The sequence below is a fragment of the Streptomyces sp. NBC_01224 genome (assembly GCF_036002945.1).
GTDB lineage: Bacteria > Actinomycetota > Actinomycetes > Streptomycetales > Streptomycetaceae > Streptomyces.
Map to the genome: position 1 here is coordinate 33,385 of NZ_CP108530.1, position 15,237 is coordinate 48,621.

Sequence of the window (15,237 nt, forward strand, 5' to 3'; positions counted from 1 at the left end):
GGCGTCAGCCCTCCCCGTCCTCCGACATCTCCCGGTGCGCAACACCTGAAGGACCTTCACATGCCTGTCAGACCTAATCGCAAAGTGCGGGCCATATCGCTACTGGCCGCTGCAGCCGCAGCCGGCGCCCTCACCCTCACCACACCTGCCCAAGCCGTCATCGGTGACGCGGTCGCCGACGACACTTACACTTTCTCCGCGAAGATCGATGTCGGCGGGGTGCGGGCCTGCTCGGGCACGCTCCTGAACAACCAGTGGATGGTCACTGCGGCAAGCTGCTTCACGGAGGACCCGGCGCAGTTCGCCTCGCTGCCTGCCGGGGCGCCTGCACTGAAGTCGACCGCGACGATCGGCCGTACCAACCTGATCGGCACCACGGGCGAGGTCCGGCAGATCACTCAGCTGATCCCGCGTACGGACCGGGACCTGGTCTTGGCCAAGCTCGACTCACCCGTCTACGGGGTGAGTTTCCTGCACCCCGCGACCACCGCCCCCACCGCAGGCGAGGCGCTCAAGGGCACGGGTTACGGGCGCACCAAGGACACCTGGGTGCCCGACCAGCTGCACATCGGGATGTTCACCGCCGGCACGGTCGAAGCCACTGCCATAGGCATCGACGGAACCCCCATCTGCAAGGGCGACACCGGCGCACCGGTCTTCCGGGAGAAGGACGGCCGCCCCGAACTCGCCGCCATCGCCTCCAGATCCTGGCAGGGCGGCTGTCTGGGCTCCGATGAGACCAGAACCGGCGCTACGGCGAGCCGCGTTGATGACATCCGCGCCTGGCTCACCGAGAACACCGCTTCCACCCTGAACAACTGGAACCTGCAGATGCTCACCAGGACGAGCACCGGGCTCTACCACGCCATGCGCAACAGCAACGGCGACTGGACCGGATTCGGAGACGTCCAGAAGGTCGCTGGCACCATCACCGACCTCGCCTACGCCGCGGACGCCGCGATCAAGGGGAAAAACTACGTCTTCGCCGTCGGCGGCGACGGACGCCTCTACGAGGCCAACCGCCGCCCCACCGGCGGCTGGGAGGCCTTCCGCGACATCACCGACGAAGTCGGCTCCAAGCCCGGACTGACCCGCGTCGCGGTCACCTCCACCGGGTCCGGTCTGGCGCTCATCGGCCTCGCGTCCGGCCGCGTCTACCACGCCACGCAGGACGCGGACGAGAAGTGGTCCAAGTGGGGCGATGTGAGCGCCAAGCTCGGCCTGCTCGGCAACGCCACCCAGGTCACCACCGCCCAGACCTCCAACGGGGACACCCAGGTCGGCGTCGTCGCGGACAAGAAGGCCTACCACGCCACCCGTCACTCCGACGGCACCTGGAGCGCCTGGGGGCACATCAGCAATCTGCCCACCGGCCTTGACGCGATCAACGGCATGGCCTTCGCCGGCACCGGCAGCAACCTCCAGATCATCCTCACCAGCCCCACCGGCGGCAAGAAGCACGCCATCCGCGCCGACGCCACCGGCAGCTGGAGCGCCTTCGGCGACCTCGGCAGCAGACTCGGCAACGAACCGACCATCAGCGTCGACGCCGCCGGCGTCACCCGCGAACTCCAGGCCGCTGTCGTCACCGCCGACGGGAAGGTCAAGCACATCCTGCGCCACGACAACGGCAAGTGGGACGCCACGGAACAGGTCGCCGGCTACCCCGGCACCCCCGCAACCGTCGCCCTCACCGGCAGCGCCGACTAACCACACGCGCCCACAACCCCCACGCGAGCCTCTGGCTCCTCCCTCCAGCCTCGGTAACGAGGCTGGAGGGAGGAGCCAACTGCCCACAACGTCCTCCGCACCCCGCCGAATGCACACCGATCACCTCCGGCACACCCTCCGGACAAAGAGTCTCTTCGGCACACCGCCCGAGCAAAGGAACGCTACGTGCCCGTCAGACCTCCCCGTCGCGTGCAGGCCACAGCGCTACTGGCCGCAACAGCCGCGGTCGGCGCGCTGACCATCGTTACGCCGGCACAGGCCGTCGTCGGTGACACCGTCGCCGACAACACCTATACGTTCACCGCAAAAATCGATGTCGGCGGCGAGCGCGCCTGCACCGGAACCCTTGTCGACGCCCAGTACGTCCTCACCGCCAGCAGCTGCTTCGCGGCCGCCGGACAGCCCGCCTTCCCGATACCCGCCGGTGCGCCGGCCGAGAAGGCCACGGCCACCATCGGCCGTACCGACCTGGCCGGCACCGCGGGCAAGGTCGTCGAAATCACCGAGCTGGTCCCCCGGGCCGACCGCGACCTGGTGATGGCCAAGCTCGCCGAACCGGTCATCGACATCGCCCCCGTTCCCCTCGCCACCACCGGGCCCACCGCGGGTGAAACGCTGCAGGCCTTGGGCTACGGCCGCACCAAGGACACCTGGGTCCCCGACCGTCTGCACGCCGGTGCTTTCACGGTGACGCAGGCCGACACCACCACTGTGGCCGTCACCCGGGACGGTGGCAGCATCTGCAAGGGCGACGCCGGCGGCCCCGCACTGCGTGAAACAGACGGCAAGGCCGAACTCGTCGCCGTCCACAGCACGTCCTGGCAGGCCGGCTGCCTCGGCTCCGACGAGACCCGCCCCGGCGCCGTGGAGACCCGACTCGACGACATCACGGAATGGGTCAAGCAGGTCCGCGCCCTGCCCGGTGAGTCCCAGGTAGTCTCCGGTGACTTCAACGCGGACGGCAAGGAGGACATCGCCGCCTTCTACGACAACGGCACTTCGCCCGAGGGCAAGAACCGGTCGTCGCTGTTCGCCTTCTACAGCACCGGCACTGGCTTCGCCGCTCCCAAGAACGTATGGAGCACGCCCGGCGGCTTTACCTGGGCGTCCAGCAAGCTGACCTCGGGCGACTTCGACGGTGACGGCAAGGACGACCTCGCCGTCTTCTACGACGGCGGGTCCTCGGACACCGGAGCCGTCTCCTCCCTCTACACCTTCACCAGCACCGGCACCGGCTTCAAGGCCCCCCGCAAGACATGGACCACCCCCGGCGGCTTCACGTGGGACCGGAGCAAGGTGACGTCGGGCGACTACAACGGGGACGGCAAGGACGACGTCGCCGTCTTCTACGACGGCGGGTCCTCGGACACCGGCAATATCTCTTCCCTCTACACCTTCACCAGCAACGGCACCGACTTCAACAACCCCCGCAAGACATGGACCACCCCCGGCGGCTTCACATGGTCCGCCGGCCAGGTCACCTCGGGCGACTACAACGGTGACGGCAAGGACGACGTCGCCGTTCTCTACAACGGAGGCAAGTCCACCGACGGCAAGTTCATCTCCTCGCTCTACACCTTCACCAGCGACGGCACGAACTTCGCCTCCCCCCGGAAGTCCTGGACCAGCAGCGGATCCTTCAACTGGAGCGCCAGCAAACTGGCCTCCGGCGACTACAGCGGAGACGGCAGGGACGACGTAGCCGTCCTCTACAACCGGGGCACCACGGCAGAAGGCGTCCCCCAGTCCGCGCTCTTCACCTTCACCAGCGATGGCACCAACTTCGCAGCACCCCGCGAGGTCTGGGCGAGCACCGGCTCCTTCAGCTGGGCCGCCAGCCAGCCCGTCTCCGGCGACTTCAACAAGGACAGCAAGGACGACATCGGCGTCCTCTACCGCTCCGGGACGACCGCAGACGGCCGACGCATCGACTCCCTGTTCACCTTCACCAGCACCGGGACCGACATCAAGGCACCGGTCAAGCACTGGACCGGATCCGTCGTCTGACGGGCTCACCGCATATGCCCAAACCCACCATTCACACGTAGAGCTCACGCCACACCGCTTGGGCGGGGGCCGACCAGGCCCCCGCCCAGTTGCTTGAGAGGTCGTTTTCTCCCGGTGTTTCATCCCGTGGATTGCGTTTCGTCCTGGGATGTTGGGTCGCGCCAGGACACGGTGGTTTCCCCGGTGAGGCGGCGGGCCATGAGGTCGGTCATGGCGAGGTGGATCACGGCTTCGGAGCGGGTGGGCAGGGCTTCGTAGTCGCGGACCAGGCGGCGGTGAAACATCAGCCATCCGTAGGTTCGCTCGACGGCCCACCGCTTCGGGATGGGGTGAAGCCCCTGGTCCCGGGCTTGCGTTGGGTGATTTCCATGTCGATGCCCAGGGTCGCGGCGTGCTCGACGAGGTGCTGGCGGTAGCCGCCGTCGACCCAGACCTTCCGGATCGTGGGGTGCTCGGCAGCCACCGTGTCGATCAGGCTGGTGCCGGCGACGGAGTCCTGGACGCTCGCGGCCGTGACCAGGACCGCCAGAAGCAGGCCGAGTGTGTCCGTCACGATGCTTCTCTTCCTGCCGACGATCTTCTTGCCCGCGTCCGTGCCCTGGCTCGCGGCGGGGACACCGGTGGAGGTCTTCACGCTCTGCGCGTCCATCACGTACGCGGACGGTTCAGGGGGGAGGTGTCTCATGTCTGAGTTGTTCTAGCCGCGCCAGGCGGTGTCCTGGCGCACCTTCACCGGGGCCGACGACTTCAACACCCTCGTGCTGCGGCAGTGAGCGGTCTTGTCTGTGTCATGCGGGGCTGCCGTCGGGGTGGTGGTTGATCCACGCCAGGCCTCCGATGTCGAGACGGTGGCGGGCCCGTGTGACGGCAACGTAGGCGAGCCGGGCTTCAGCGTCATCAATGGGCCCGGGAAGGGGCTGGCCCTTGTCGTCATGCCCTTCACCGCTGTTCTGTGGCGGGGTGAAGTCGTCAGCGATTCGCACGCGCGGCCATTCGCGCCCCTTCGCCTTGTGCGCGGTGGAAACGGTCACTTCGGCTGTGCGTTCGTCGTCGAGCTGGTCGATGGCCCGGAGGAGGGTGCTGGTGCCGTGGGTGTCGACGAGGTCGACGAGTGGCTGGAGGTCGCCGCCGGCCGGGTCGTGGCCGGCGTAGTCCTGCAGTTCGCCCCAGGTCGGGAAGAGGACGAGTTCGGGGTGGGACGTGCGGCGGCCCTCTAACGACGGCTTCGCACGCCCGTGAGAGCCTGGGGCGGTGAAAGCGAAGCGCGGTCCCCTGGGCGATGAGCGGCGCGGCCGCGGCCCCGAGCTGCCGCCGACCCGCAGCGTCCTGATCACTGGCGGCCTGGTACGCGTGTCGGGCGCAGCGGCCGTGGGCTGCGGGGCGCTGTTCGGTCTGCTTCCCGTCCTCGCGCTCATCGGCAGACTCGGTCTCCCCGACGACCCGCCAGGTTTCGTGCCGGTGTTCGGCGGTCCGCTCATCGCTGCGGCGCTGGGCATCGCCGTCTTCCTGATCGTGCTCGGCTATGCCCTGACCTTCCATCAGCTGGCGCTCGCGGGCATGTACGCACCGGCTGAGGACTCGTCGGCGCTGAGGAATGCGGTCGAGGTGCGTGGCCCCGTCACACGCACGCCGTTCTTCCCGGCGGTCGTGACGAGCATCGTCATCCCCATGATGAGCCCCTCACTCTCACCCACGGCTGCCATCTGGAGACAGGGGCAGCTGGTCGGCGTCGGGCTCGGCGTCCTATGCCTGCTCGTACTGCTCGGCATCAGGGTGCTCCGGATCCGGCGACTGCGACGCACCCTTGTACGGGTGCACCGCGGGGGCGCGGACGTGACCGACATCGACCGCGCGCACGCGATCACCGCGACGACGACCCAGGCGTCCGAGCTGCACGCGGCGACAACGGTCTGGGCGCTGCTCGGCGCCGCAGCGCTCGGCACCGTGGTCCACCGGACCGCGGATGTCGCGCCGGTACTGATCGTCGCCGGCATCTGGGCGCTCGGCTTCGCCGTGCTCATCGCGCTGTCGATGCGCTCGGACGCTGCCGCCCCAAAGCTCCGGGAGGAGTTCGGCTACCGGCTCCCGACCAAGGCCTCCGGAAACGACAACACCTGGCACTGAGATGCCGTCGCCAGCCGACGAACACCCAGAACAGCCCTCACTTCACGCTCGTGACTCGGCATCGGACCGTGGTCCTGCAGCATCCCGAAGCCGCCCTTGTTCAGTGGGGTACGCGGGGCGCAACTCGCGGGGCGGGCTTCCCTCGTGGAATGCGGGGCGTTCCCGGCACGGCTCGGCTGAGAACTCTCGTTTTCGTGACAGTGCCTGACCTGCACATCTATCGCCCGGTGACAGCAGGCACCCACACCATCTCTCACCCCCGAGACAGCGAACCGCATCCCGAAACCGCCGCTGACCAGTGACAACACACCACTGCTGACTGTCTCTCACCACCACTGTCCCGAAACCGAGAAATCGCAACCAGCAGCATGCGGGCGACGCGGCGGGCGGAGCGCTGGCGCGGCGTCAGCCGGGCGTAGCCGTCGGCAGCCTCCGCCACAGCCTCGATCCGGGCCCGCTCCTCCCGAAGCTGGACAGTACAGAGCTCCGTCTCGACCGCCTGCTCCTCCGCCTGGCGCTGGCGGTCCTCGATCCGGCGGGCGGCGTTGCGTTCCGTCACCACCTGAAGCCCACACCGTAGAAGGCGACACCAGCCGCACCATCCCCAACCATCGGCACCCAGCCCCGGCCACCACAGCCCCGACCAGCGACAACGCACCCCGCGCCATACCGACCGTCAACCAACTGACCCGCACCATCACCAAAAACGTCAGCACCAGATCGGCATCCATGACAGCAGTCGAACCACCCACGACAACCCAATGAACAGCAAAGAGCCCGCTACTCACTCACTGACATCACAACGCCGAACCACCACCGACAAAAACCCGCAGATCATCACGCAGGAGAACCCGCGGGGCATGACGCAATAGGTGCCGCAGGTGATTCCGGCTCCGGGACATCGGCGAGCCCAGGGCACGGTCGCCATGCCGACGCCGACCGCCACCCTGAGGCCGCGGGGGTGCCTCCGGCACCACATGCTGGAACAACCGCCGGCGGGCTACCGACCCCAAGGAGGAGGCCTGCGGTCAGTGACCTTTACGGCGCTGTGCGTCGAACCGACGCAGCACCCGCACCAAACGCCACACTCCGGCCGCCGCTCCGAGCAGCGCACCCCCCACCAACGCGCCCTTCCCCGCTGGACCAGAGACGCCAAAAGCCAGTGCGAGAGCCAGAGCGACGGCAAAGACCGCCGCAGCCAGCACGACGGCAGTCACCAGAGCAAAAACGATCTCCACCGTCATTGCGTCCTTTTCCCACCGCGACTCACGCCCCATGTCCATGCTGCAAGTCTCACATCACGTCAAGCCATTGCGCCTGGACCGAACAGCACCTGGCTCAGTGGCCGCAGCCGGACATGGGGGTGTCGAGGTACTTCCAGGTCTGGGGTCCGACCTGGCCTTCGGACTTGAGACCGCTACAGCTCTGCACAGCACGTACGGCGACGTCGGTGAGCGCGGGGCACGAGGCGATCGGGAATACCGGGTGTGCTCACCGGGTCAACGCGAGCAGTTCATCGATCACCGGCTCCTCACCACCGCTACCGAGGTGGGCGATGGCCGCAAACGGCGCGATCACCCGGCTCCAGGCATGGAGCCGGTCGCCATCGAGCCCGCACGCCTCCGCCACGCGCGCACAGCGGGTCTCAACGCCCTCCAGCCCGGCGCCGGCCACGACGTAGTCCACAGCGTCGAAGCACGGATCACCCACACATGCCTTCGGATCAATGGCCATCAGACCGCGCTCCGCACCGCCGTCGAGCACGTTGCCCAGGTGCAGGTCACCGTGGAGCAACACGGTTGTCGCTTCCGTGTCCAGCAGCCGCTCGCACCGCTGGATGGCCCTGTCCCACGTGGTGACGTCCATCCGTGCACTGATCGCAGGCTCGGACAGCCGCCTGCCGACCCGGGCGAAGGCCTCCTCGCACCGCCCACGCAGCACACGCGTCGGCAGCGGAGGCACAGCGACTCCGTGCAAGGCGGCGAGCAGCTCCGACCACTGTCCCGGAAGCGAAGCAGCAGGCATGTCCTCCGCCGGCGTTCCGGGCACGATCTCCTCCAACACCATTGCGCCCGCTTTCTCGTCGACGGCCAGCACAGCAGGCACCCGGCCCGAGGCAGCGAACCACCCCAGCATTCCGACCTGCTCGGCCAGAAGGGCCCGCTCCGGACTGATTTTCAGCACCGCAGGCGTGCCGTCGGGCCAATGGCACCGCAACGTGACCGACGAAGCACCGTCCGGGAGGGACTCACCGAGCGAAAGTCCCCACTGGGACGTCAGCCGCGCGATGAGACCCGGCGTGTCAGCGCACCATTCGGCAACCTGGGGACCGAATCGACGTACCAACCGCGTAGTGACGCTCTCCACATCCACCAGCAGTCGTTTCACACGGGTCAGTCTGCCGCTCACGCGATCTTTGTCCACCGCTTTTCCACCACTCGCTGCGACCGCAAGCCGACGAGCGAATCGGACCAGAGCAGTCACCCAGCCCTTCGGCGAGAATCGCTCAGCCTTCACTGGGATCCCCCGGCCACACCACCCCGCTGACCAGCATAAACACCCCACCTGATAGCGATCAGCAGCAAACCGACTACCACACCCCGCAAAAACGACAGTCACTCATCGGCATCCGCTGTCAGAACCCAGCACCCCGCATCATCAGCCAGGAAACACCACCAATCCACTGACAAAATGATGACGAACACCCACCGACAAAACAGCACCGATCACCAACCACCCGAATACGAACACCGCTCGCCCCCAAAACGAAAAGCGCCGCTTTCCCCGGAAACGAATACCGGGGAAAGCGGCACCAATTCCAGCACTGCTATTCAGCAGCGAGCGCCGAATAGTGCTTGTGAATCGTCGACGGAGAGCGGCCTGCGAATGTGGCGACGCGGCGCTGGCTCCAGCCGTGCTTGTGGCCGTACCGGATCCGGGCGTGGGCCTGGGTGTCCGTCAGCAGCTCGGGGGCACGGCCGGGCGCGCAGTCGGCCGGGAGACCGGCCAGGTCCCAGTCCTTCACGGGGCCGGCCTTTTCGGCGGGCGGCTCCTGGTCGACGACGTCAACGCGGGCGCTCACCCGGCCTGCGGCGGCATGGGCTGCGGCGACGGACGCCGTGACGTCCTTGCGGGCCGGGGCACGGTCGGCGGGGCGTGCAAATGCTGCGCCGTCCGTCGTCCGGGGCGCCGAGGACGCCACGGGGGCGCTGACGGGCCTGTCGGCCGCTGTCGCGGGGGCGTCGGCCGTGGGCGCGGCAACGGGGCTGCTGTCGATCATGTCGATCACGGACGCGCCCGCGTGGTCGTGGCGATGTTCCTCGGCGGCGGCCAGCCCTTCGTGCAGCTGCTCGGCTGGGTGACCTGGATCGCGGCGGGCGCGCTGCTCACGACGATGGTGAGCAAGTCGCACGACCTGCCGTGGCCGAAGGCACTGGGCGCGGCATCCATCCAGCTGCTCGCGATCCTCGCGATCATCAAGCTGGGCACGTTCTAGTACGACGTACGAGCACGAGCACGAGGAAGGGCCCCGGCGGACTCAGTCCGCTGGGGCCTACACGCGGATGTCTCGGGACGACGAGGGCGACACACTCGGCGTGACCACGTTCAAGCGCAACGTCGTGCGCGAAGACTTCGAGCTCCCTACCTGATAGCGCAAGACGCCTAAAGTTGCATTTTTTCGTATTTCCATCGGTTCCTGCCTACGCTTTGCCACCCCCCCTTTCCGCTTGTTTATCTAATCGTAACCAACGTCTTCTTGCTCCTATGGATGACCTCCGAAAAGATATGTATGCGCTTTCACCGGAGCAAGCCGGCGCCTCCTTGCGTGAGCGGAGAATTCGCCAGGGAGTATCACGACGTCAACAGGAAGGGGTTCAGGCCGGTTTTTATGGCGCGCACTTGAAATTCAGCCCAACTGGCGCAGTTAATGACCTTTGAATGGACCATCAACGATAGCGGTGCATTTCCCGTCAGATGGATTAAGAGTGGACGAGGAAAAGGATATGCAGAGTTCCATTGAACTTCTGCATGCATACGTGAATGACCATCACGTTAATCACCGCATCCGTCCGGCAAAGAAGGCCAGCAGCGATGGCCTCCGGCAGAACTAGTTAACGTTTCCCTACTCGAAATGCAGGAGAAATTGATGCTCAAGCGAACCATGGTGACCCTCGCGACAGCCGTCCTCGGGTTGTCCGCTCTGGCTGCTGCCCCCGCTCAAGCAGCCCCCGTGGCCCAGGCCGATCCGCCCACCGGCTGCGTCACCTGGATCGAGTGGCTCCATGACGGCCCCAACAGCCACTACTACGGACTGGGCAAGGTGCAGTGCGACACCGGCACCTACCAGGCCAAGGTGGTCTGCCTCGACGTGCAGTCGGGCGTGGGGTACGTCGCGTACAGCAACTACACCGTCGACGCACCCATGGTGGCCGCGGCCGCCTGCAACCCCGGCAACGTCGCGCAGAGCGTCCACGTCGTACCTGCGTAGCGGCATCCCGGACCTGCCGCTGCCGAAGGGCGGAGCGTCCACGGGAGCCGGCCCTCTGCCTGTGGTATTCGCAAGCTGTGCCGCCAATCACGCGGCCGCGGCCGCGAGTTGGGTTCCGGAACCCCGCCGAGCACCCTCTGGGGCCGAGAGAGGGGGCCGGGGAATGAAATCAGAGACGGAACGAAGGCTTGGGCGCGGTGGTCGGGCAATTCGAGACCGACAGTGTGCGGCACGGCAAGACCGCTCTGGCCGCAGAGGGTGTCAGGCCGGCCGCACCCGGTCGGGCCGGCGCGTCCCGCCGGGCCCGTTCGTCCTCGTCCTTGATGAGCCCGGCCGCGCGGGCGGCCGTCTTGATGATGGTCCGCACGGTCCGGGCTGATCAGCGTGCTCTCCTTCGGGCCGAGTGAGATCGACGGCACCGAGCTGGCGTGCCCAGCCCTTGAGCGGAAACCCGTGGGCGCTCTCCACCACAACCAGCGACGACGCCCGGGCCAGGTTCATCGCGAAGTCGAGGCTCTTCGCGTCCGGCACGTACGCGAAAACCGGCCCGGTCCCGCGCCCGACGCGTTCACCCGAGGCACGCGGTGTGGTGATGGTGTGTTCTGCCGCGAAGCGCCGCAGGGCCGGGATCTGCTGTTCCACCCCGAAGGCGTTGAGCACCAGCACACCGGTGGCACCTTGCTCCGCGCACTCCTGCCGGATCCAGTCCACAGCCAGACCCGCTGCGACAGCCCAGTCCCGTTCGGGGTCATCGTCGGGCACCCACGCCGCCCGCAGGATGCTGCTCGTATCCGCCATATGCACGTCCTTCCACCGGTCCGGAGCGGGCTTGCCCACATGGCATGCCCGCGCTGACCACGCTATCGGCGCCCTATGACAACCGGTGCAAAGTGAACGGAGAGACAAGGGGATGATTCCCGTACGGAGGGCGGATTTGAAGCGTCCCTTTTACTAACCTCGATCTTTCGTGATTGGTCGTCAGCTTCGGCTGGCGGCCAATGCGTCGTTGTGGAGCGTGTGCGGGCATACGGGTGGCCCGATCGTCGCATCGGGTGGGCGCCGGATTCCACGGTTCCGGTCGGTGGCTCTTCTGCTCGTCGGGACGGGTTGTTGCTGGTCAGCGTGGGTTCGGGAGGGTGTCGAGCCGTCTGATCGCGTCTGTGATCACGTCGGTCCATGGCCAGTGGTGGGCGAATCGCAGGTGCCGTTGGCGGGCGGTGGTGATGAGTTGGGCAGCGGCGGAGAACAGCCGCAACCGCAGGCGGCGGGGCTCCCAGAGGCGGGGTTTGCCGGTCAGAGCGAGCATCGGCATCCAGGCGAGCAGGTCGAGGGCGAGCTGGACGATCTCCAGCCAGATCCGGTTCTGTGCGGTCTCGTGCAGGGGCAGGTTCCGCAGGCCGGTGGCCCGTGCGTTCCGAATGCGGTCCTCTGCCCTCGCCCGTCGGCGGTGCCTCAGTTCCAGGTCCGTGATCTTCCCGCCCGTCGTGTTGGTGGCGAAGCAGGTGAGCCGCAGGCCGTCGGCGTCGGTGAAGCGCAACTGGGCGCCGGGGTGGGGCCGTTCCTTGCGGACGATCAGCCGCATCCCCTTCGGCCAGCCCTTGAGTGTGTCGCCGTCGAGTTCGGCGGTCCAGGCGCCGTCGCGGATCTCGCCGCCCGGCTCGACCGCTGGGGTCCAGGCGGAGGCCGGGACCTTCAACACGGCCTGATGAATCTGCTCAGTGATGGTCATCCCGACCGAGTACGACAGCCACCGGCCCCGTTTCGTGAGCCAGGCGAGGAACTCATGGGTGCCGCCCGCGGAGTCGGTACGGATCAGTGTGGACCGGCCGCGCCGGTGACGCTTGGGGAGCTGGGCCAAAGCGAGTTGAGTGGCGGTGATGTGGTCGGCGGCGGTGTTGGATCCCGCGTTCCCCGGCCGCAACAGTGCTGCCACCGGCTCCCCGGTGCCACCGCTTCCGTGGTCGACGAAGCCCATCAGGGGGTGATGTCCAAACGACTTCTTCCAGGTCGCGGCCGCGTCCTGCTTGTCGGAGTGGGCCAGGACCAGCACTCCGTCCAGGTCCACAATCACCTGGCCGCCCCTATCCGGCGCCGCATCTTTGGCCAACGTCCAGACGTACTCGCGCACTTCGGCGCGCGCCGAGCGGATCGCGGTCAGGGCCTTGTCCCCGGCCGCGGCGAGGGTGTCGATCAGCCGGGAGACCGTTGGGTCGGAGGCCACCGGCCCGAACACGGCCGGCTCGGCCCGCAGCAGTCCCGCATCGGCCAGGCAGTCCCCGCCCAGCGCGACCGCGAGAGCCACATCCAGCAGGATCTTGCCCGGATCGTGCACCGCCCGAGGCCGCCGCCACGGCCTCAGCGCCGCCGATATCTCGGTATCCAGGCCGGTCTTACGGGCAGTCTCGACCAGCAGTACTCCGCCAGCCTGCGAGACCACCCCGCTCCCGCCGCCCTCGATGCGGACACGCGGATAGGACCCGATACGCTTCTTCACCTGAGGAGTGCTTCTTTCATGCGCCGACCTGGACCCTAGACAAGTCCCATCGTTGCAGGTCAGGAGCACTCTTCGCGTTTCCGATCACGCATCGGACACCCAGCCACGTGAAAGCCCGAGGCTAACCTCGATCTTTCGTGATTGGTCGTCAGCTTCGGCTGGCGGCCAATGCGTCGTTGTGGAGCGTGTGCGGGCATACGGGTGGCCCGATCGTCGCATCGGGTGGGCGCCGGATTCCACGGTTCCGGTCGGTGGCTCTTCTGCTCGTCGGGACGGGTTGTTGCTGGTCAGCGTGGGTTCGGGAGGGTGTCGAGCCGTCTGATCGCGTCTGTGATCACGTCGGTCCATGGCCAGTGGTGGGCGAATCGCAGGTGCCGTTGGCGGGCGGTGGTGATGAGTTGGGCAGCGGCGGAGAACAGCCGCAACCGCAGGCGGCGGGGCTCCCAGAGGCGGGGTTTGCCGGTCAGAGCGAGCATCGGCATCCAGGCGAGCAGGTCGAGGGCGAGCTGGACGATCTCCAGCCAGATCCGGTTCTGTGCGGTCTCGTGCAGGGGCAGGTTCCGCAGGCCGGTGGCCCGTGCGTTCCGAATGCGGTCCTCTGCCCTCGCCCGTCGGCGGTGCCTCAGTTCCAGGTCCGTGATCTTCCCGCCCGTCGTGTTGGTGGCGAAGCAGGTGAGCCGCAGGCCGTCGGCGTCGGTGAAGCGCAACTGGGCGCCGGGGTGGGGCCGTTCCTTGCGGACGATCAGCCGCATTCCCTTCGGCCAGCCCTTGAGTGTGTCGCCGTCGAGTTCGGCGGTCCAGGCGCCGTCGCGGATCTCGCCGCCCGGCTCGACCGCTGGGGTCCAGGCGGAGGCCGGGACCTTCAACACGGCCTGATGAATCTGCTCAGTGATGGTCATCCCGACCGAGTACGACAGCCACCGGCCCCGTTTCGTGAGCCAGGCGAGGAACTCATGGGTGCCGCCCGCGGAGTCGGTACGGATCAGTGTGGACCGGCCGCGCCGGTGACGCTTGGGGAAGCTGGGCCAAAGCGAGTTGAGTGGCGGTGATGTGGTCGGCGGCGGTGTTGGATCCCGCGTTCCCCGGCCGCAACAGTGCTGCCACCGGCTCCCCGGTGCCACCGCTTCCGTGGTCGACGAAGCCCATCAGGGGGTGATGTCCAAACGACTTCTTCCAGGTCGCGGCCGCGTCCTGCTTGTCGGAGTGGGCCAGGACCAGCACTCCGTCCAGGTCCACAATCACCTGGCCGCCCCTATCCGGCGCCGCATCTTTGGCCAACGTCCAGACGTACTCGCGCACTTCGGCGCGCGCCGAGCGGATCGCGGTCAGGGCCTTGTCCCCGGCCGCGGCGAGGGTGTCGATCAGCCGGGAGACCGTTGGGTCGGAGGCCACCGGCCCGAACACGGCCGGCTCGGCCCGCAGCAGTCCCGCATCGGCCAGGCAGTCCCCGCCCAGCGCGACCGCGAGAGCCACATCCAGCAGGATCTTGCCCGGATCGTGCACCGCCCGAGGCCGCCGCCACGGCCTCAGCGCCGCCGATATCTCGGTATCCAGGCCGGTCTTACGGGCAGTCTCGACCAGCAGTACTCCGCCAGCCTGCGAGACCACCCCGCTCCCGCCGCCCTCGATGCGGACACGCGGATAGGACCCGATACGCTTCTTCACCTGAGGAGTGCTTCTTTCATGCGCCGACCTGGACCCTAGACAAGTCCCATCGTTGCAGGTCAGGAGCACTCTTCGCGTTTCCGATCACGCATCGGACACCCAGCCACGTGAAAGCCCGAGGCTAACGAGTGGCGGAGTTGCCAATGGCGGGGAGTGGCGCGCTGCGGCCGCATCAGTCCGTCACTGATCTCCCCCACGACTCTCTCCCCGGCGCTTGACCTCTATGGCTGTCTGCGCTGCCATACCTCTCACAGACGCGGCCTCCCACGATCGAGATCCGCCGTACAGGGCGCACGATGGGTAAACCTGGGTTATAGACGCCGAACGGGAGACAGAGATGGTGACGGACGGAGGGCTCGAGAGCGCCGCGGTTCGGCCTGCCGATTGTCAGTGCTGCGTGGGCGTCTTTGGGCACGCAACAGGGCAACGAGCGGAGTGCTGAGGTGCATGCCATGGCTGTGCGTGCACCCACTGCGCGAGTGCCGTCAGCCCGCACTGGAACAGGCGCCTCGGCATTGCGTTTCCTCATGAGGGCCGAGAAGGGCTCCACGAAGAGAAGAAGGTGGCGCGCCTCCTGGGCGTTTCACAGCGCACCGTGCAGCGGTGGGTGACAAAGAAGTCCGGAGCACGCCGTCCGCCGGGTCCGCCGCATGTCCGGGCGATCGAGGAAACGGTCCTGGCTCGGTGGCAGCCCCAAATACGGGTTCGTCGGCGTGCCCAGGCCGAG

The 15,237-nt window shown here is 67.4% G+C and carries 10 protein-coding genes and 5 pseudogenes; 6 read left to right on the forward strand and 9 right to left on the reverse strand.

Features of this window, described 5'->3' with window-relative positions; translation table 11 throughout:
- Positions 1 to 60 precede the first annotated feature (60 nt).
- Both OG609_RS44520 and OG609_RS44525 read left to right on the forward strand, forming a co-directional pair.
- Positions 61 to 1,710: a trypsin-like serine protease gene (locus tag OG609_RS44520; protein WP_327278451.1), complete on the forward strand. Its 1,650-nt coding sequence runs from the start codon at positions 61 to 63 to the stop codon at positions 1,708 to 1,710.
- 186 nt (positions 1,711 to 1,896) lie between these two features.
- Entirely contained in the window at positions 1,897 to 3,738 is a 1,842-nt protein-coding gene (locus tag OG609_RS44525) for an FG-GAP-like repeat-containing protein (protein ID WP_327278452.1), read from the forward strand.
- A gap of 119 nt (positions 3,739 to 3,857) precedes the next feature.
- On the opposite strand, the pseudogene OG609_RS44530 reads toward OG609_RS44525, so the two are convergent.
- Both OG609_RS44530 and OG609_RS44535 read right to left on the reverse strand, forming a co-directional pair.
- Positions 3,858 to 4,405, reverse strand: a pseudogene (locus OG609_RS44530) (transposase); the annotation flags it as partial.
- A gap of 121 nt (positions 4,406 to 4,526) precedes the next feature.
- A pseudogene (locus OG609_RS44535) lies at positions 4,527 to 4,967 on the reverse strand (3'-5' exonuclease); the annotation flags it as partial.
- Between the two features lie 121 nt (positions 4,968 to 5,088).
- Between OG609_RS44535 and OG609_RS44540 the strand changes: the two are divergent.
- Both OG609_RS44540 and OG609_RS46645 read left to right on the forward strand, forming a co-directional pair.
- Complete coding sequence (locus tag OG609_RS44540) at positions 5,089 to 5,862, forward strand: hypothetical protein (RefSeq protein ID WP_327278453.1); 774 nt, start codon at positions 5,089 to 5,091, stop codon at positions 5,860 to 5,862.
- A 93-nt stretch (positions 5,863 to 5,955) separates the two neighbouring features.
- A pseudogene (locus OG609_RS46645) lies at positions 5,956 to 6,039 on the forward strand (ATP/GTP-binding protein); the annotation flags it as partial.
- Between the two features lie 76 nt (positions 6,040 to 6,115).
- Here the strand turns inward: OG609_RS46645 and OG609_RS44545 are convergent.
- The 4 genes from OG609_RS44545 to OG609_RS44560 form a co-directional block, all read right to left on the reverse strand.
- Positions 6,116 to 6,421, reverse strand: a complete 306-nt coding sequence (locus OG609_RS44545; protein ID WP_327278454.1) for a hypothetical protein — start codon at positions 6,419 to 6,421, stop codon at positions 6,116 to 6,118.
- 469 nt (positions 6,422 to 6,890) lie between these two features.
- Positions 6,891 to 7,145, reverse strand: coding sequence for a DUF6332 family protein (locus OG609_RS44550; RefSeq protein ID WP_326763256.1), 255 nt, complete (start codon positions 7,143 to 7,145; stop codon positions 6,891 to 6,893).
- A 208-nt stretch (positions 7,146 to 7,353) separates the two neighbouring features.
- On the reverse strand, positions 7,354 to 8,229 hold the full coding sequence (locus tag OG609_RS44555) for an aminoglycoside phosphotransferase family protein (RefSeq protein ID WP_327278657.1): 876 nt from the start codon (positions 8,227 to 8,229) through the stop codon (positions 7,354 to 7,356).
- Positions 8,230 to 8,689: 460 nt separating this feature from the next.
- Positions 8,690 to 9,142 carry a helix-turn-helix domain-containing protein gene (locus OG609_RS44560; RefSeq protein WP_327278455.1) on the reverse strand — a complete coding sequence of 151 codons (453 nt, stop codon included), beginning with the start codon at positions 9,140 to 9,142 and terminating at the stop codon, positions 8,690 to 8,692.
- Between OG609_RS44560 and OG609_RS44565 the strand changes: the two are divergent.
- Both OG609_RS44565 and OG609_RS44570 read left to right on the forward strand, forming a co-directional pair.
- Positions 9,126 to 9,358, forward strand: a pseudogene (locus tag OG609_RS44565) (YIP1 family protein); the annotation flags it as partial. The gene OG609_RS44560 and the pseudogene OG609_RS44565 sit on opposite strands and share 17 nt — an antisense overlap.
- Positions 9,359 to 10,009: 651 nt before the next feature.
- On the forward strand, positions 10,010 to 10,351 hold the full coding sequence (locus OG609_RS44570; protein ID WP_327278456.1) for a hypothetical protein: 342 nt from the start codon (positions 10,010 to 10,012) through the stop codon (positions 10,349 to 10,351).
- A 261-nt stretch (positions 10,352 to 10,612) separates the two neighbouring features.
- Here the strand turns inward: OG609_RS44570 and OG609_RS44575 are convergent, their stop codons facing one another.
- The 3 genes and pseudogenes from OG609_RS44575 to OG609_RS44585 form a co-directional block, all read right to left on the reverse strand.
- The gene (locus tag OG609_RS44575) at positions 10,613 to 11,149 is read right to left on the reverse strand and encodes a hypothetical protein (RefSeq protein ID WP_327278457.1); all 537 of its coding nucleotides are present in this window, start codon (positions 11,147 to 11,149) and stop codon (positions 10,613 to 10,615) included.
- 319 nt (positions 11,150 to 11,468) lie between these two features.
- Positions 11,469 to 12,845 carry an IS1380 family transposase gene (locus OG609_RS44580; protein ID WP_327270970.1) on the reverse strand — a complete coding sequence of 459 codons (1,377 nt, stop codon included), beginning with the start codon at positions 12,843 to 12,845 and terminating at the stop codon, positions 11,469 to 11,471.
- 287 nt (positions 12,846 to 13,132) lie between these two features.
- Positions 13,133 to 14,510: pseudogene (locus OG609_RS44585) on the reverse strand (IS1380 family transposase).
- Positions 14,511 to 15,237 lie beyond the last annotated feature (727 nt).

What these genes read in the sequence shown, in the direction of transcription:
- OG609_RS44570 (WP_327278456.1), top strand. Translation starts at nt 10,010, where the DNA reads ATGCTCAAGCGAACCATGGTGACCCTCGCGACAGCCGTCCTCGGGTTG.
- OG609_RS44550 (WP_326763256.1), bottom strand. Translation starts at nt 7,145, where the DNA reads ATGGACATGGGGCGTGAGTCGCGGTGGGAAAAGGACGCAATGACGGTG.
- OG609_RS44560 (WP_327278455.1), bottom strand. Translation starts at nt 9,142, where the DNA reads ATGATCGACAGCAGCCCCGTTGCCGCGCCCACGGCCGACGCCCCCGCG.
- OG609_RS44575 (WP_327278457.1), bottom strand. Translation starts at nt 11,149, where the DNA reads ATGGCGGATACGAGCAGCATCCTGCGGGCGGCGTGGGTGCCCGACGAT.
- OG609_RS44520 (WP_327278451.1), top strand. Translation starts at nt 61, where the DNA reads ATGCCTGTCAGACCTAATCGCAAAGTGCGGGCCATATCGCTACTGGCC.